Source organism: Niabella pedocola (assembly GCF_021044425.1).
GTDB classification, from domain to species: Bacteria; Bacteroidota; Bacteroidia; order Chitinophagales; family Chitinophagaceae; genus Niabella; species Niabella pedocola.
Map to the genome: position 1 here is coordinate 351134 of NZ_JAJNEC010000003.1, position 18591 is coordinate 369724.

At 47.3% G+C, this 18591-nt stretch carries 14 protein-coding genes and 1 tRNA gene; 5 read left to right on the top strand and 10 right to left on the bottom strand.

The window, feature by feature from the left end; genetic code table 11:
• Positions 1–313: 313 nt before the first annotated feature.
• From LQ567_RS02675 to LQ567_RS02685, 3 genes are all read right to left on the bottom strand, one after another.
• Positions 314–2935, bottom strand: a complete 2622-nt coding sequence (locus LQ567_RS02675; RefSeq protein WP_231002554.1) for a TonB-dependent receptor — start codon at positions 2933–2935, stop codon at positions 314–316.
• 90 nt (positions 2936–3025) lie between these two features.
• Positions 3026–3586 (bottom strand): hypothetical protein, encoded by a 561-nt coding sequence (locus LQ567_RS02680; protein WP_231002555.1) that lies wholly within the window; start codon positions 3584–3586, stop codon positions 3026–3028.
• Positions 3587–3651: 65 nt separating this feature from the next.
• Positions 3652–3725, bottom strand: a tRNA-His gene (locus tag LQ567_RS02685).
• Between the two features lie 202 nt (positions 3726–3927).
• On the opposite strand from LQ567_RS02685, the gene LQ567_RS02690 reads away from it, so the two are divergent.
• Positions 3928–6069: a carboxy terminal-processing peptidase gene (locus LQ567_RS02690; protein ID WP_231002556.1), complete on the top strand. Its 2142-nt coding sequence runs from the start codon at positions 3928–3930 to the stop codon at positions 6067–6069.
• Between the two features lie 84 nt (positions 6070–6153).
• Here the strand turns inward: LQ567_RS02690 and LQ567_RS02695 are convergent, their stop codons facing one another.
• The 4 genes from LQ567_RS02695 to LQ567_RS02710 all read right to left on the bottom strand — a co-directional run bounded on the left by LQ567_RS02695 (position 6154) and on the right by LQ567_RS02710 (position 10534).
• Positions 6154–7038: a sugar phosphate isomerase/epimerase family protein gene (locus tag LQ567_RS02695; protein WP_231002557.1), complete on the bottom strand. Its 885-nt coding sequence runs from the start codon at positions 7036–7038 to the stop codon at positions 6154–6156.
• 22 nt (positions 7039–7060) lie between these two features.
• The gene (locus tag LQ567_RS02700) at positions 7061–7948 is read right to left on the bottom strand and encodes a hydroxypyruvate isomerase family protein (protein ID WP_231002558.1); all 888 of its coding nucleotides are present in this window, start codon (positions 7946–7948) and stop codon (positions 7061–7063) included.
• A gap of 4 nt (positions 7949–7952) precedes the next feature.
• Entirely contained in the window at positions 7953–9185 is a 1233-nt protein-coding gene (locus LQ567_RS02705; protein WP_231002559.1) for a nucleoside permease, read from the bottom strand.
• A 68-nt stretch (positions 9186–9253) separates the two neighbouring features.
• Positions 9254–10534, bottom strand: a complete 1281-nt coding sequence (locus tag LQ567_RS02710) for an MFS transporter (protein WP_231002560.1) — start codon at positions 10532–10534, stop codon at positions 9254–9256.
• Between the two features lie 259 nt (positions 10535–10793).
• On the opposite strand from LQ567_RS02710, the gene LQ567_RS02715 reads away from it, so the two are divergent.
• The 4 genes from LQ567_RS02715 (at position 10794) to LQ567_RS02730 (ending at position 15401) form a co-directional block, all read left to right on the top strand.
• Complete coding sequence (locus LQ567_RS02715; protein WP_231002561.1) at positions 10794–11849, top strand: sugar phosphate isomerase/epimerase family protein; 1056 nt, start codon at positions 10794–10796, stop codon at positions 11847–11849.
• 36 nt (positions 11850–11885) lie between these two features.
• Positions 11886–12287 carry a c-type cytochrome gene (locus LQ567_RS02720; protein WP_231002562.1) on the top strand — a complete coding sequence of 134 codons (402 nt, stop codon included), beginning with the start codon at positions 11886–11888 and terminating at the stop codon, positions 12285–12287.
• A gap of 19 nt (positions 12288–12306) precedes the next feature.
• On the top strand, positions 12307–13038 hold the full coding sequence (locus LQ567_RS02725) for a 3-keto-disaccharide hydrolase (RefSeq protein WP_231002563.1): 732 nt from the start codon (positions 12307–12309) through the stop codon (positions 13036–13038).
• A 74-nt stretch (positions 13039–13112) separates the two neighbouring features.
• Entirely contained in the window at positions 13113–15401 is a 2289-nt protein-coding gene (locus tag LQ567_RS02730) for a beta-galactosidase (protein WP_231002564.1), read from the top strand.
• A 112-nt stretch (positions 15402–15513) separates the two neighbouring features.
• On the opposite strand, the gene LQ567_RS02735 is transcribed toward LQ567_RS02730, so the two are convergent.
• The 3 genes from LQ567_RS02735 to LQ567_RS02745 all read right to left on the bottom strand — a co-directional run bounded on the left by LQ567_RS02735 (position 15514) and on the right by LQ567_RS02745 (position 18469).
• Entirely contained in the window at positions 15514–16026 is a 513-nt protein-coding gene (locus LQ567_RS02735; RefSeq protein WP_231002565.1) for a hypothetical protein, read from the bottom strand.
• Between the two features lie 61 nt (positions 16027–16087).
• Positions 16088–16825, bottom strand: coding sequence for a Bax inhibitor-1/YccA family protein (locus LQ567_RS02740; RefSeq protein ID WP_231002566.1), 738 nt, complete (start codon positions 16823–16825; stop codon positions 16088–16090).
• Positions 16826–17047: 222 nt separating this feature from the next.
• Positions 17048–18469, bottom strand: coding sequence for a cation:proton antiporter domain-containing protein (locus tag LQ567_RS02745; RefSeq protein ID WP_231002567.1), 1422 nt, complete (start codon positions 18467–18469; stop codon positions 17048–17050).
• Positions 18470–18591: the final 122 nt, after the last annotated feature.

Genomic DNA, 18591 nt, shown 5'->3' on the forward strand with positions numbered 1-18591 from the left:
TCAATGTAGAAGTGGAGATGCCGTTACTGCTTTATAATTTTTTGGAAATTTGAAAATTTGAGAATGTGGAAATGTGATAATGACGTAATAGCAAATAGGCAAGATAGCTCCTGCATTAAACAAAATCCCCCGTCCCCAGGTCTTCCTGACCCCTGAAAGCCAGACCTGAACGTTGAAATGTAAAACACCGTTTAGCCTTTTACCTTCTAGCGCTGATCTCCTGTTGGGTATAACAGAACTATAAAGCATCCGCATTGAATAATGATCTCCCTATCCTGAACGCAGCGTCTGATATCTGAAAACTGATTGCCATTTACTGTCCGCCCATGCCCTGCATGCCACTCTGCATACTTTCCTGTTCGCCTTTCATGTTCTTGCGTTTGAACAGGGAAGCATCGAATTTCCCGAAGCGATAGGCAAAATTGAGCCGGAAGAACTGCTGGTCGCGGGTGCGCATCTGGTGCTGTTCAAAAAAGCCGGAGCTGGTATAGATATCGCTTTTCCGTGTTTTAAAGAGATCGTTTACACTAAGGGTAACGGAAGCTGCCTTGCCTTTCAGGAACTCATATTTTAATGCCGCATCAATACCATAATTGGGCATGGTATATCCCTGGGCATTACCACTTACAGTACCACCCATAAAGCCGCGCCCCCCGCCGGAATTATTGCCGCTGCTGCCACCGGGACCCAACACGGTTTTAGAATTATAATCACCGGATAACTGCAATGTAAAGTTAGCGGGCAGTTTAAAGTCGTTATTGATCTTTCCGAACCAGCTGTAAAGCTGATCTGCGGTTGGGATCGTGGGGTCATCGATCGTGATCTTTGATGTATAGACATTGATATTGCTGGTAAGATCCCACCAGGGGGTGAGCTTGTTTTTACCAACGGCCTCAAAGCCGCCTACAAAGCTGGAATTGGCGTTGATAAAGGTATTAACCAATATCTGGCGATTATCGATGGGATGCACATCGGGCGACTGGTACCGGGTAATGAGCCCTGCGGTATGTTTATAGTATACCGAAAGGATCAGGTTGTTATTCCGGTTAAAGTTGTTGGAATAAGACAACTCAAAGGAATTGGTAAACTCCGGCTTAAGGTTGGGATTTCCCTTGTTAAGATTGAGTGAATCCGAATAATCGATGAAGGGAAACAACTGGAAGAAGCCCGGCCGGTTGATGCGCCGGCTATAGTTCAGCTGGAGATCCTGCTGATCATTGAGCTTCTGACTCAGGAACACGCTTGGAAATAAGCTAATGGGATATTTGATACTGAAATGCTGATTGGTGCCGTTCGTGAGCACGGTACCGTCGTAGTTGGAGCTTTCTACCCTTAAGCCCAACTGGTAACCGAACCGTTCGCCGATCTTACTGGAAAAGTTGCCATAGGCAGCCAGTACCTGGTCCTTATAATTGAATTGCGAAGAGAGCAGGGGTTGTAAGATCGAAGACCCGTCGGCCTGTATATAATACATATTATTAATGCTGGCCACTTTGGACTGGTTCATGCGCACGCCGGCTTCCAGTTTCGATTTATCCGAAAGGGGATTGGTATAATCGGCCTGTGCGGTGATGCGCTGGTTATTGCCATCTCCCAGTTGCTGCTGGCTGAAGCTCCGGGTTTGCGGCCCGGAGGCATCGTCAAAAATGCGGTTGCCAATTGCGGTATTGTTATCATTGCGGCTTTTGTTATAATTGAAATCAGCCGTAAGCTGGTGCCCGCTTTTCGGGAAATTATGTACGTACCCAAGGCTTCCTCCAAGATTGCGGAAACTGAAATTGCCGTTCGATTCCCTTATGGTTCTGGAATGCGCGGCATAACCATCGGCCAGGGTATCTACGAACAGGTCGCTGCCGGTATAATTTTTAAATTTACCCTTCACGCCCATTCCGGAAACGGTAATGGTATTGCGGTTATCCAGGAAATAATCAAAACCGGCCCTGCCAAACATAAACGTACCGTCTCCTACATTATGATCGGTTTGAAGGAGTTGCAGAGTGGTATCTTTTAAAAAGGTTTTCCTTGTTGTGGTACCATCCGAAATGGATTTCCGCTGACCGTAGTTGGCATTGGCAAACACATTGAATTTGCCCTGCCGTATATTGATATTCCCTCCAAAATTGGCTTTTCCCCGCTGATCGATACCAGCTCGTACATTACCGCTGTAACCAACCCGTTTTGTTTTCTTCAGTACAATATTCAGGATGCCCGCGGTTCCTCCGGATGCGTCATACTTGGCCGAGGGATTGGTGATCACTTCAACGCTTTCGATCTGGTCAGAAGGAATCTGATCCAGCGTAAGGGTAGTGGGGCGTCCGTCTACAAAGATCTGGGGGCTGCTGTTGCGGATGCTGATGTTGCCGTCGATATCCACGTTTACGGATGGAATGTTCTTGAGCAGATCCGTTGCAGTACCGCCGGCGGCCATCAGGTTATTTTCTACATTGTATACTTTGCGGTCGATGCCCAGGCTTACCGATGGCTTGGAACCGGTAACGGTTACCGTGGAAAGCGTTTGGTTGTCGATCCCCAATTTGATATTTCCAAGATCCTTGTCCAGGTTGCCCAGCAGGGACGCAATATCCCGGCTGCCTTGTTTTAACTTGGACGGATCGATAAAGGAAAACGGTTTTCTATAAGCGATATAGCCAATGCCGGTAATTTCCAGCAGGTACCGGCCCATAGCAGGTACACCGTCCAGGCGAAATTCTCCATTGGCCTTTGTCAGCATGCCGCTAACTACCGTCGTTTTATTTTGTCCGGTAGCCGAGTCTTTTTTTACCAGTAACAGTTGAATGGATGCGGCGTCGATCCCTTTTCCGGTAGCGGAATCAACTACTTTTCCATAAAGTGATCCTGCAGGCATCTGGCCATTCTGGGCATTGATACCCATTGCGAATAAGAGCATCAGCCCCAGGAAGAGTTGTTTTTTCATCAAAAATTATTTTTAGTGCGTTAGACGGTTAATTAAAGGAATACTTGTACCGCGTAAAAAAAAGGTGGTATGCATTATATGAACGGTCAATCAGCACCGGATCAGGTAAATGAACAACAGGTTTATCAACCCGATGACCAGCCCTAAAAGAAGTCCTGCATTCCGGTATTGCCGGAGTTGCAGAGACGCCTGCTTTTTAACGAGGGCCGATACCGGCTGGTTGTTCAGCTGACGGGTTACGATCTGCTCCGGATCCAGCTCTGTTTTTAAATTTCCGGCGATCTGAAGCATTACCTGGGGAAACAGGAGCTTCAGTTGATTTACAAATACTTCTTTTACTTTATCAGTAGTTTTATTGCCGATGAACATGGCCAGCATCGGGATCTCTTCCTTCAGCTTCACGTTCAAAAAATCATCAATATGTTGCTCAATCGCCGGCATTGCTTTTTCAATAAGCGCCGGATCGCTGATCTTTTGTTCGATATTTAATGATTGGTTTACGAGTGCGCCGGCCCATTGACCTGCTTTAGCGGCTAGTTGTGCATCCTGCGCCGGAAGGTACCGGTTCAGGAAATAATTGCCCGCTATAACATGAAGCAACCAACCAGTGAGGGCGGAAACCGGAAGGAGTAGTAATAAGCAATAGGACATAAAAATGAATTTTGTCGTGAGGTGCTTACAAAAAAACCCCGAATAACGATTCGGGGTTTGATCAGGGTGGCTAACCGGGTTCGAACCGGCGACCCTCAGAACCACAATCTGATGCTCTAACCAACTGAGCTATAGCCACCATTAACAGGGCTGCAAATGTAAATAAAAAATGAATATAAAAGGCAAGAAATTATTTATTTAGGAGCAAATATTTTTAATGGCGTAACTTTATTAGGAAAATTTACCAATTTATTGTCTTAAAAAAAATAACGAAATACGTAAGTCATCGTTTTAAATATTATTTTTGGGAAATGCGTGGTTTGTTAAAGTATATATTGAATATGAAAAGATTACCTTTTATACTGTTAATTATATTATTAACGGGTTCCTTTTTTGCATTTAAATCATCCATGGCCCGTACACCTCCGGGCAAATATGAGCAGATCATGGGGCTGGTGGGTCAGCTCCTGGTTCAAGGACATTTCAGCCCTCAGAATATTGATGATAACTTTTCAAAAAAAGTGTTCGACAAGTTTATGGACGACCTCGACTTTGAAAAGAATGTGTTCCTGAAATCCGATTATGATTCGCTGGCAGCCTTGTATGCTACGCGGATCGACGATGAAATAAAAGGTGCGCCGGTGCAGAGTTTCCTGGCGGTGTCTTCTGTGTTCGACAGAAGGATCCAGGAAACGGCAGAATGGAGTCAGAACATTCTTGCAAAGCCATTCGACTATACCGTAAATGAATCGATCACCCTGAATGCGGATAAGCTGCAGTACCCCACCAGCACTGCTGAGCGGCAGGATCGCTGGAGAAAGAAGTTGAAATACCTGGCACTTGAACGCTATGTTGACCTGCTGGATGAAAGAACGGCTAATAAGAACCAGAAGGGCTATGTGGTTAAGAACGATACGGAGCTGGAAAAGCAGGCGCGCAGCCGCACCGATACAGTGATCGGAAGATTGTTTGAGCGGTATAAGGCGAAGTATCGCGATGAAGATAAGTTCGATATGTTTATGAACGACATTGCCAATACGATGGATCCGCATACCAGTTTTATGGCGCCGGTTGATAAGCGGTATTTTGATGAAGAAATGAGCGGTGTGTTCTTTGGTATTGGCGCGGCACTGCAGCAGGTGGATGGGAAGATAAAAATAACCTCACTGAATGCCGGAAGTCCTGCTGAAAAATCGGGGCAATTACAAAGCGGTGATATCATTACCAAAGTGGCACAGGGCAATGGCCCCGCAGAAGACCTGATGGGATATAATGTACAGGATGCCGTGAAGCTGATCCGTGGTAAAGAAGGTACCATCGTAAAACTGACGGTCCGGAAAACAGACGGTGTGGTGAAAGTAGTGAGCCTGAAGCGGGAGAAGATCGAAAATGACTTTGATACCTACGCCAGAAGCGCGGTGATCAATGACCCGGTAAAACATACAAATGTCGGGATCATTTATCTGCCGGAATTCTATGCTGCATTTGATGATCCGAACGGGCGCCGCAGTTACCTGGATGTAGCCAAAGAAGTACAAAAACTCAAAGATGCCAAAGTGGACGGCATCATTATCGATCTGCGTTATAATGGCGGTGGTTCTTTATATGATGTGGTACAGATGGTGGGTCTTTTTGTTGGAAAGGGCCCCGTGGTTCAGGTAAAGGGCCGAATCAACAAGCCCGATGTGCTGGACGTAAAAGATGAGTCGGTGTTGTATGACGGACCACTGGCCGTGATGGTAAACGAATTCAGTGCTTCGGCTTCTGAAATATTTGCGGCTGCCATACAGGATTACGGAAGAGGGGTGATCATTGGTGGCACTTCTACTTTTGGTAAGGGAACAGTGCAGCGCAACTTTGGCCTGGATGCAAAAAATGGTATCACTTACGGAGAGTCTGACCTGGGAAATGTAAAACTGACTCTCCAGAAGTTCTACCGGGTTAGCGGAGGTTCTACCCAGTTAAAAGGAGTAGAGTCTGATATCGTGTTACCGAGCTATATGGATGTGCTGAAACTGAAAGAGAAAGACAATAAAGATGCCTTGCCTTATGATGAAATTGCAAAGGCCGATTATATGCCCTGGAAAAGTGCCTGGAACCTGCCTGAAATAAAGGCGTTGAGCGAACAGCGGCTGAAAGCAGATTCGTCGTTCAAAGTGATCAAAGAGAACAGCCAATGGCTGGTACGGGAGAATGATGAAAGCTCGCTGAATATCGAAAGCTACCGCCAGGAGCGGAAGGCGATCAAGGAAAAATCGGATCAGATGAATGCCGCTCAGAAATTAAAGAATAAAATGGATGTGACCCTTATACCGGCTGAAGCAAATAAATTTGCAAAAGACAAGAATAAGGAAGAAAGGGCCAAGCAATGGTTAAAGATATTGAGCGAAGATATCTATTTGAACCAGGCTGCTAATGTGGTGGATGATATGGTGAATATTGACCGGCTGGCCAAGAACACCGCACCACCGGCACATCCGTAATCATACATTGAAACAATCATATTAAGTATATGAAAAAACCGGCTGGAAGGCCGGTTTTTTTTGATATAGATGATTTGGTTTACGCTAAAAAACAAGCTTGTTCAAATAAGCCGCACCCTCCTTTACACATTCAACCGGGGCCTTTTCGTAAGCTTCCTGCTCCAGGATATAATGCTGCATACCTTCTGCACGGGCGGCTGCCAGGATGGTTTTAAAATCGATGGAGCCGGTACCTACGATCACACTCAGGTTCGGCTCTCCCTTTTGCGGAACAGCGCCTTTCTTCCGGTCTTTTACGTGGCAGAGTTTAAACCGGCCATTGTATTTCTTTAACCAGGCAATGGGATCCTGCCCGGCCGTAACCACCCAGTAAATATCCATTTCATAGTCCATCAGGCTTTGGTCCGTGTGCTGCATAAAAATATCCTGGGGGTACTGGCCGTCCTGCTGGCGGAAGCTATAATCATGGTTATGATAGGCAAACCGGATCCCGTTCTTTTTACAGATTTCTCCCGCCTTATTGAATTCATCTGCCAGTTTCTTGTAATCATCCAGGGTTTTCTGCGGACCCACATACGGACAGATCAGGTAGCTCATTCCGATTTCAGCCGCTTCGGCTGCCTTGCGTTCAAAGTCGGCCCGGAAATCGCAGTGACTGCTTACGATCTTCATGCCCAAACCGTCAACGTACGATTTAAATCCTTTATTTCCCATTCCCCAAAACATGCCCTGTGCTCCTTCATAGCTCTCAATCTCTTTATAGCCAAAAGCGGCGAGTTGTTTCAGAATGCCTTTCGGGTCTTTGGGCAGATCGTCTCTCAGGCTGTAAAGCTGTATGCCCAGGGCCTTGATGCTGCCGTTGATTTTTACACGGGACGAAGTATTACAGGCTGCGCTCAGCGTTGATCCCAGCATTAAGCCAAGAGCAGCGCCGCCAGACCTTTTTAAGAATTCTTTTCTATTATACATAATTTATACGTTTAGCGGGTAATTACACATCACATACAAGAACGGCATCTTTTAAGGCCTGTTTACGGTCTTCGTCTGTTTTTCCTGTTGGAATAAATTCCTGGGCTACATATCCCTTAAAACCGGTTGCGGCAATGGCTTTCATAATCGCCGGATAATTCAGCTCCTGGAGCTCATTGAGCTCGTGTCTGCCCGGAACACCTGCCGTATGATAATGGGCGAAATAGGGGTGGAAGGACCGTATATTCGCGATCACATTTCCCTCATCCACCTGCATGTGATAAATATCATAAAGCAGTTTAAAATGATCCGATCCCAAACGCTTGCAGAGTTCTACACCCCATGCACTGTGATCGCACATATAGTCGTGATGGTCTACCTTGCTGTTCAGCAGTTCCATTATCAGGGTCACATTGTGCTTTTCTGCATGTTGCAGGATCTTTTTTAATCCCTGCACGCAATTTTTGAGACCGCTTTCATCATCCATCCCCCGGCGGTTGCCGCTGAAACAGATCAGGTTTTTATAGCCGGCTTTGGCTACGTATTCGATATGCTCTGTATAATTTTTGATCAGTGTGCTGTGAAAGTTCGGCTCATTCCAGCCATCCACGAGGTTGATCTCGGCCCCGTTGCACATGCTGGAATAAATGCCGTGCTTCTTTAGTGTATCCCAGTCTTTTGGTCCTACCAGGTCAATGGCGGCAAATCCTAACTCTTTCACGGTGGTACAAAGTTGCTCCAGCGAAAGACTTCCATAGGTCCAGCGGCACACACTATGATTGATATTACCTTTTAAACTCATGTTTTTTTTATTGTTCTTTAAAACCGAGCTCCAGCCGGAAACATTGCCGGCCAGGGCTGCTGTTATTGCAATGGTTTGGATCGCTTTTCTGCGGGAGGTCTTCTTCATATAACTATTGTGGCAATTCTGCTGCTTTTGATTTATCCCTGAAAAGTAATACGAATAAGATCATCACTACGGCCGCAATACCTGCCGGAACCAGCCACACCATTTTCCATTCGGGCGTTCCTGCTGCCGTTTTATAATGCTCGGATATAAAACCTGCTACCCAGAAACCGATCAGCATCCCTACGCCATAGGTAGCTAATGTGATGAGCCCCTGAGCTGAACTTTTATATTGTTCACCGGCTTTTGCATCCGTATAGATCTGTCCGGATACAAAGAAGAAGTCATAACATACGCCATGCAGCACAATACCGGTGATGAGCATAAACGCCAGTTCGCCGGAATTGCCATATGCAAACAGGATATAACGGACTACCCATGCAAGCATCCCAACAAGAATAGTATTCTTAAATCCAAAACGTTTAAAGAATACGGGCAGCAGTAAGATAAACAGGGCTTCGGATACCTGGCCGAACGCCATCATTCCGGTAGCATTTTCGAGGCCGATGCCTGTAAGGAAGGGATTGGCATTTTGATAATAGAATGCAAGCGGAATACAGATAGCGATGGAGGCAAGAAAAAAAATCAAAAAGTTGGGGTCCTTTAGCAATTTGAGTGCATCCAGCCCGAGAATCTGCGAAACGCTGGCATTGCCCTGCGCTTTTTTGGGTGGCGTTTTGGGAAGGGTGAAGCTGAAGAGTCCCAGTATACCGGCAGCAACGGAGGCCATCAGGAAGGTGTTCCTTAAGGTGCCGTTTGTGGTATTGTTTTGCACCTCGTCCCATTTGAGCCAGCTGATCAATAAACCCGCCAGGATCCAGCCAACGGTACCAAATACCCGGATATTGGAGAACTGCTTTTCGGGATTGGTCATCTGCCGGAAAGAAACGGAATTCACCAGGGCCAGTGTGGGCATGTATACGATCATATAGCCAAAGGTATAGGGATAAAATACGCTTACATCCGGAGCCGTATACATCATGTACATCAGGATGGCGCCGGCAATATGCAAAACACCCAGGATCCGTTCGGCATTAAAGAAGCGGTCGGCGATCAGCCCGATAATAAAGGGCGCAATAATGGCTCCGTAAGATTGGGTTGAAAATACTTTCGCAATATCCAGGCCGTCTGCTTTTAAGTTTGTTCCCAGGTAGGTACCCAGTGTTACAAACCAGGCGCCCCAGATAAAAAATTCCAGGAACATCATAACCGATAACTGAACTTTGATGGATGATCTCATATTGATACTTTAACGGACGTTTAAATATTTAGTAAGAAAAGATAATTTGAAAAGGGCTAAAAAAACGGTCAGGCTGCCTGAAGCTTTTTGCTTCTGTTACGCATATAAATATTGAGGCCAATAAAGGCAGCGATCAGCACGATCGGGATCACGAGTGTGGTATTGATGATTTCAGGACCTGCTGCTTTGTTGGCCTCCGCCAGGGCCGTCTTCATTTCGAGGGAAGCTTCCGGCGCGTTGTAGGCCTTAAGGTCGGCTCCGGCCGGCAGCTTTTCACCAATCAGGCGGTCATATACACCGCCCATCAGCATCATGTATATGGACACGGCAAACATTCCTGCCCCGCCCATCAGGTTGAGCCCGATGGCCCCGGTTTTTGGAAGGTATTCGGAAACAAAACCCAGCATTGTTGGCCAGAAATAGCAAACACCCGCTCCAAAAATTAGGGCTCCTATAAAAATCATATTGCCTGAAGTATTGCCTAACAGGTAAAGTCCGATGGTAGCCACAATTGCCGACATCAGCAGCACGCCCTGTGGTGCCAGACGTTCAACGATCGGTCCGGCCAAAGCCCGGCCGATGACCATAACACCTGTAGATACCGTTAACACCAGCAGGGCATTATCGGTAATGTTGCGCAGGAGCACATCGATCCACTGACCGGTAAATAATTCGGTGATGGCCGTGCCGAACATGCAGATCAGCATAAAAATAAAAAGCGGATTGCCGAGTGAACGGTACATTTCAGAAGTAGAAATTCCGCTCGAAACGCGCTCCGTTACCGGGAACTTCAGTTTGGAAAAAAGAAATCCATAGATCAATGTCGGAATCAGCATGATACCTACCTGAACCTGCCAGCTTAATGCGGCTTTATCAAAGAAGTAAACAATAAGTGTACCTAGCACAATGCCCCCCGGAAACCATAAATGAAAGTGATTCAGCTTGGTGGTCTTATTTTCAGGATACAGTGCCGTAACCAGCGGGTTGCAGGCCGCTTCCACCGTGCCGTTGGCAATACCAATAAGCAGGGTTGAGAAGAACAGGGCCCAGAACGGATTGCCGAATTTTCCGGAAAAGATCGTTAACAGGATCCCTAAAAGATGGAAGACAAATGCAACCACTAACAGGCGCTTCATGCCAATAATATCTACTACAACGCCCCCGATAATAACCGCTAACGGAAACCCCCAGAATGCAGTGGCCGCAATGGTACCCAATTCTGCTTTATCCAGGCCAAAATCTACACCCAGCTTATTTAATATCCCGGCTCTGATTCCAAAAGAGAGCGAAGTTACCAGAAGTGCCAGGCAGCTTGCTACAAATAGTTGATGACGTTGAATGGACTTCATACCAATGCTTTCGTTATTTAATTTTTGCGTTAAAACGTATTCAGATGCTAAATGTACTATTTTTTCATTCTTGAAAATAATTATGCTGATTTTTTTTAAACCGCCAAAAAGACGGTAATTACACAGACGATTTTGGTATCCCAACCGTTTATATTACAGGAACAGGAGAAAGTGTTCAGAATACACGAAAAACTGAATTGGATTATTGAAAGTTTTGTACATTTAGCCGGTCTATTATTAAAATAAATAACGATTATATATGACTACGCTGAAAGGACCCGGTATCTTCCTGGCACAATTTGCCGGAGATCAAGCTCCCTTTAACACACTGGAATCTATTTGCACCTGGGCCGCCTCACTGGGATTTAAGGGCGTACAGATCCCCACCAACAATGACCAGTTCATCGATCTGCAAAAGGCCGCTGAAAGCAAAACCTATGCGGATGAGATCAAGGGCATCGTAAACGCAAGCGGAATGGAGATCACCGAGCTTTCTACTCACTTACAGGGGCAGCTGGTAGCCGTGCATCCGGCTTACGATCTGTTGTTTGATTCCTTTGCGCCGGAATCGGTGCGCAATAATTCAAAAGCCCGTACTGAATGGGCCATCCAGCAAATGAAGTATGCGGCAAAGGCTTCGCAGAACCTGGGACTGAACGCACATGCCACGTTTAGCGGATCCTTATTATGGCATGCATTTCATCCATGGCCGCAGCGGCCTGCCGGACTGGTAGAAGAAGGATTTAACGAACTGGCCCGCCGGTGGACGCCCATATTGAACGCCTTTGACGAATCGGGGGTTGATGTATGCTATGAGGTCCACCCGGGGGAAGATCTGTTTGACGGGGATACCTATGAGATGTTCCTGGAGAAAGTAAACAATCACCCAAGGGCCTGCCTGCTATACGACCCCTCGCATTTTGTACTGCAATGCCTGGATTACATTGAGTACATCGATATCTTTCATGAACGCATCAAGGCTTTTCACGTAAAGGATTCGGAGTTTAACCCAACGGGCAGGAAGGGGGCTTTTGGCGGTTACCAGCCCTGGCTGAAGCGTGCCGGACGGTACCGGAGCCCGGGTGATGGCCAGGTAGATTTTAAAACCATCTTCTCCAAGCTGGCCGAATACGACTTTAAGGGATGGGCCGTAATGGAATGGGAGTGCTGCCTCAAGCATCCTGAAGACGGAGCGAGAGAAGGCGCACAGTTTATCAAAGATCATATCATCCGGGTTACCGATAAGGCGTTCGACGATTTTGCCGCTACGGTAAAAGATGACGCATTAAATCGAAAAGTTTTAGGGATCAATTAATATCTTTATAAAAAAATTCAAACAAATACACAGAACATGAAGAAAGTTATTTTATCTGCGGTTATCGTGGCGGCCATCGCTGCTGCATGTGGTGGCGGAGAGCAAAAGAAATCGGAAGGAACCGGCACGGAGCCCTCATCAACCGAGAAAAAGGACGATGTATCCGCCAATCCGGATTACCAGGCGGGTTTGGCAATGGTAGGCCAGTATCAATGTATCACCTGTCATAAGATCGACGAAAAATTAACGGGTCCTGCTTACCGCGATGTGGCCAATAAGTATGCCGGTGCCGATGATGCTACGATTACTAAGCTGGCGCAGAAAGTAATTTCCGGTGGTAGCGGTGTTTGGGGTGAAGTGCCCATGACTCCACATCCGAATGTGTCTGAAGCCGATGCCAAGACTATGGTAAAATACATCCTGCTGTTAAAAAAATAACCCGATTTAAACCTTGATTATGACAAAAACCTTTTTGATCGCCGCCGCACTCGGACTGACGGCCTATTCCTGTTCTGGCCAGAAGCACAGCCAGGGAAATGAAACGCCGAATACGCTTAATAAAAAAGAAAAGGCAGCTGGCTGGAAGCTGCTGTTTGACGGCAAAACAACGGCCGGGTGGCATACCTATGGTACCACGGCTCCGGGAACTGCCTGGCAGGCGGTGGATGGTACCCTGCAACTGAACGGTGATGCCCAATCCGGCAGGGGCGACCTGGTAAGTGATGAGGAGTATGGCAACTTTGAGCTGCAGCTGGACTGGAAAATTTCTCAAAAAGGAAACAGCGGTGTATGTCTTTATGTGATCGATAACAAAGACAAGTATAAGTATATGTGGTATACCGGACCCGAAATGCAGATCCTGGATAATGACGGGCATCCGGATGGAAAGATCACCAAGCACCGTGCCGGTGATTTGTATGATATTATTAAAAGCAGCAGCGAGCCTGTAAAGGCCGTTGGAGAATGGAACCATGTAGTCATCAAAAGTCTGAATGGCAAACTGGATTTCTATTTGAATGGGGTGCATGTTATTGATACCCGTATGTGGGATGATAACTGGCGTGCACTGGTAGCCCAAAGCAAGTTTAAAAATCTTCCGGATTTTGCTGCGTTCAAATCAGGCCGCATCGGTTTGCAGGATCATGGCAATACAGTATGGTTCCGTAATATCAAGATCAAGAGACTCTAACTTTTTTAATACGCATCTCTTTCATGCACTGCTACAGAAGATTCCGTTGCGGTCTGATGCTTATATGTGTGTCGTTGCTCTTACAATACGGAGTCACCGCACAAACAGCCGGGTCGTCATTTGCCATTGGTGATACCAGTTTCTTATTAAACAACCAGTCATTTGTGATCCGTTGCGGGGAGATGCATTATACGCGTATCCCCAGGGATTATTGGCGGCACCGGTTAAAAATGGCAAAGGCCATGGGGCTGAATACCGTGTGTGCCTACCTGTTCTGGAATTTTACGGAACGGGAGCCCGGGAAATTCAACTGGAGCGAACAGGCGGATGCCGCCGAGTTTTGCCGGATGGCACAACAGGAGGGCCTGTATGTGATCCTCCGGCCAGGACCTTATTCCTGTGCGGAATGGGAGTTTGGCGGATTCCCCTGGTGGCTGCTAAAAGATAAAAGCATGCGTGTGCGTACCCAGCACCCGCATTATCTGGAAGCATGTAAGCGTTACCTGCTGGAGGTTGGAAAGCAGCTGGCGCCCCTGCAGATCAGCAATGGCGGTAATATCCTGATGGTGCAGGTAGAAAATGAATATGGTAGTTTTGGCGCTGATAAAGCCTATATCGGGCTGATCCGAGATTACCTGAAAGCTGCCGGTTTTACCGTCCCTTTTTTTACCTGCGACGGACCTGTTCAGCTAAAGAATGATGTGCGGCCGGACATTTTTGCTGCGGTTAATTTTGGAGGCAATCCCGAAAGCGGCTTTAAGGCATTACGCGGGGTTCAGGCACATGGTCCGTTAATGTGTGCCGAATATTATCCCGGTTGGTTCGACAGCTGGGGAAGGCCGCATCACACCGGTTCCAGCCAGCGCGTAATCGATGAACTGAAATGGATGCTGGATCATAATGCATCCTTTAGTATTTACATGGCGCATGGTGGTACTACCTTTGGCACTTACTCCGGCGCCAACGCACCGCCGTACCTGCCGCAAACCAGCAGCTACGACTATGATGCACCCATTAACGAAGCAGGAAACCCAACCTCCAAGTTTTATGCAATCCGGGAACTGCTGGGCAAATACCTGCAACCCGGTGAAACCCTTCCGGCGGTACCACAGGCGGCAGATGCCCAGCTGTTAGCGCCTATACGCTTTACGGCAGTGGCTCCTTTATGGAAAAACTTACCGGCTCCCGTTGTTTCGGATACCACATTGTTTATGGAAGACCTGAACCAGGGATATGGCGCGGTATTGTATCAGACCACACTACCTGCCGGAGGAACGGCTACGCTTCAGTTTGCAGACATCCATGACTATGCCCTGGTGTATATCAATAACAAACAGACCGCTATTCTGGACCGGAGAAAAGGCAACTTTACCGTTAGCATTCCTGCCCGTACCAGGGCTACTCCGCTCAGCGTATTGGTGGAAGCCACCGGCCGGGTGAATTACGGGTACCTGATGCACGACCGCAAGGGTATTCATGGTCCGGTAGTGTTGAACGACGGAGCTACAAAGAAAGCATTACGGCAATGGAAGCAGTACCCGATCCGGCTGGGCGATCAAAACATTCCAGTAAAATATCAACCGCTAACCGGCCAGGTGCCGGCAGGAGCCGGTTTTTATAAAGCCACCTTCCGGGTGAAAGATCTTAAAGATACTTATCTCGATCTGCAGCAATGGAATAAGGGGCTGGTTTGGGTAAACGGCGTTTGTTTGGGCCGGTACTGGAATATCGGACCCACACAAACCATGTACCTGCCGGGTTGCTGGCTGAAGAAGGGGGAGAACGAGGTGGTGGTGTTTGATCTGTTGGGCACGAATAAACCGGAGCTACGCGGGTTGGACAAACCCATCCTGGATATGGTTACTGAAAAGCGTGCGGAGGGCCATAAAAAGGCCTCGCAAAAATGGCTGGTACCGGTGGCCCAGGCATATCATTCCGGCAGTTTTGAAGACAGCAAGGAATGGCAAACCACTTCTTTTAAACCCGTAACTGCCCGGTATTTTTGCCTGGAGGCCCTAAATGAATTTAAAAACCAGCCCTATGCCTCTGCAGCAGAGATCCAGTTGATAGATGCGGATGGAAAAGAGATCCCGCGCAGCACCTGGAAAGTGGTGTATGCAGACAGTGAGGAACTGGATGGTGACGACGGGAATGCATCCAATCTCTTCGACCTGCAGTTTACCAGTATCTGGCATACCGAATGGCAGGACCGAAGCCCCAAACATCCCCACCAGGTGGTAATAGATCTGGGTAAAGCCTATAAAATAGCCGGTTTAAAGCTGTTGCCCCGGCAAGACAATCCCAACGGCCGGATCAAAGATTACCGGGTCTACTTTTCGCCAACACCTTTCAAAGGGATATAAATTGCTGCCGCTGAGGCACTGATTTCATGCAACGACGCAAAGGAGCAGGGAAGCAAGGAAGGTAATAGCCATCAGTGTTTCAGTGCCTCTGTGGCTATTGCTTCAACACCCCTCACTTTTTCTTCAACACTTTTAATGCCCGGCTGCGTACACCGGGGGAGGCATTGGGCAAAACAAATGCTACTGCTGTTTTCAGCTCGGGTAATATTTCCGGATATACATCGGTCATACGGGAAAGAATGCCAATAGCAAAGGCACGCGCGGCAATCGTTTCCTCCGGGTCTTCCAGGATGCGGAAACAATTATCCATCACCGGGCCATGAAACTTTTTGGGTACTTCCGGGCTCTGATCCATCAAACGCAGGATGTTCCTTTTTACTGCGGCCGGTTGTGCCGGATCGTTCAATAGCCGGATGATCTTCCCGTAGTGCGGTGTAATCAGCTCCGGATAACGGATCACGCAATAGCTCATGGGCCAGGCAGCCCGTTGCACCACGCGGCGTTCACCTTTTGAAAAAAGCAGAAACAACTGAGCAAACCGCTTTTGATCTGCGCCGATCCATTCGACGATTTCCGCAACGGTTTCTTTTCTGATGGATGCTGAAAGCAACACCGGGAGGTTCATAACAGTAGGTTAAAAGAAAAAAGCCGGGAAAACCGGCTTTCAAAAATAAGATTTATTAATATTAATTCCTTCTTCCAAACAAACGCAGCAGCATCAGGAACAGGTTGATGAAATCCAGGTAAAGACTTAAAGCACCCATAATGGCCAGCTTCTTTACATCACCTGCAATCACATTGCCTTCCTGGTCGATCCCTTCGCCGATCCGTTTCAGTTTCTGCACGTCATATGCGGTTAAACCGGTAAATACGATCACCCCGATAAAGCTGATGATATAACCCATGGAGTCGCTTTTCAGGAAAAAGTTCACAATAGAGGCAATGATGATACCGATAAGACCCATCATCATGATACGTCCCATGGATGTAAGATCCTGCTTGGTGGTATAACCCATTACGGCCATGATCCCAAACATCAGCGCTGCTGTAAGGAAACAGCCAAATACAGAAGTGCTCGTATATACCAGTAAAATAAAACTGAAGCTGATTCCGTTTATTGCCGAATAAGCCAGCAGTAAGGCCATTAAAACAGGAGCGGAAAGCCGGTTGAAGGCAAAGGACATTAACAATACAAATCCGAGTGGTGCAAATACAATTGCATAAAACAAGAGCTTATTGGATAGAATCGGGGCGATGTATTGCTCTGGGTTGCTCGCAAAAAAATAGGCCACTACCGCAGTGATGCCCAATGCCACGAACATATAGGTAAATACATTGGCGAGAAAGGAGCGCGACCGGGAGCCAACGGCCTCATTTCTCGAAAAAATACTGTCTGGAGTGCTTCTTGAATAATTGTCTTCCATTGTTTTGTCAATTTTGTACGTGAAAATAAACGAAAAAAGCTAGTTTACAAAAGATTAGATCGTTAAAATAATGCCGCTCACAGATCCTCCCGCAGCGTTTCAACATATAAACAAGGAAAGCTGCGAAATGTTTCCGAAACAGGAAAAAAATGTCAACGGTTCCTTTCAGCGGATATCCGCAGGTGTTGGTTGTCGGATATCTCAGCAGGATAGCTGTTTTCCTTAAGGAGTTATGGCCTCTGCCTTTTTGGAAGAGCGGAATAGTTTCTGGATCCGGTTGAGTGCCGGTCCGGTCATGAGGGTTGTAGACAGCGCCATGATCACCAGGATCGTAAAAATCTCCTGTGAAATCACGCCCAGGTCATAACCGATATTCAGTACCACCAGTTCCGTTAGTCCGCGGGTGTTCATCAGTGCGCCCAGCTGGAGGCTTTCACTCCATGACTGGCCGGTGAACCGGGCGGCTGCAGCGCTGGCACCAAACTTGGCAATCACCGCAATAATCAATACAATGATACAAATGCTCCAGAGTGCAGGATTATTGAGCAAGGCGATCTGTGTTTTTAACCCTGTAGCAACAAAGAACAGCGGCAGCAGCAGGAGCAGGGCCACGCTTTCGATCTTTTCGATCAGTTGTGTGCGAAACTCCATGTCTGCCGGCATAATCATACCGGCCACGAAGGCACCAAACAAGGCGTGGATCCCGATGGCATCGGTAAGGTATGCAGAGGCGATCAGTACGATCATGCAGATCGCTATAAAGGGCGTTGTGAGGCGGTTGTTTACTTTTTTATAATATTTAGCCATCAGGGGGCGCAGCACTTTTATCATTACGAGGATATAGGCAATGGAAAGCAGGATCGTGTATAAGGCGCTCCAGGCAGAGCCGGCTTTTACCACCGCGATCACCAGCGCCAGGATACACCAGGCCGTAACATCATCCGCTGCGGCGCAGGTGATGGCCAGTACCCCCAGGTTGGTTTTAGACAGATTGCGTTCCTGTATGATGCGGGCCAGCACGGGGAAGGCGGTAATGCTTAATGAAATACCGATAAACAAGGCATAGGAAATGAACTGCACACCTTGCGGAGCAAACTGCTGATAGGTGAAGTAGGCGGTGGCCACGCCCAGGGTAAAGGGTACAATGATACTGGTATGACTGATCATTACTGCGGCATTGGTCTTGCCTCTCAGCATGGACAGATCCAGTTCCAACCCGACAATGAACATAAATAACACCAGTCCGATCTGACTAAGCAGGTTCAGGTTGCCCAGTGATTTTGGCGGAAAAACAAAGGCTGAAACCTCCGGAAAATAATAGCCCAGGAATGAAGCCCCCAGCAGGATGCCTGCGGCCATTTCACCGATCACACGGGGTTGTTTGAGCTTTTTAAACAGGAAGCCCATTAATGAACCGGCCAGCAGGATCACAAAGATCTGCAGCAGCAGGATGGCCAGCGGTTCCCGGATATTATGCTTCAGTACCGCCGTAAAAGGAATACCCAGTGCCGGCTTGCTGTCGATAATGGATTTGATATTCTTTTGCGACTGTAACTGGTTGCCCATGGTAAGGATCCACCAGATGATCGCGATAGCAGCGGTGATCGTTAACACATAAAAAAGAAGGTTCCTGTATCGTTGCATGCCTAAAAAGTTTCACCCGCAAGATATTCCGTTTCTTTCTAATGCAATGATTATTTTTATGTCAATACCGGTATACCACCACAGCGGTGCCGAAAGACAGAATACGATCATGGATTTTTTTG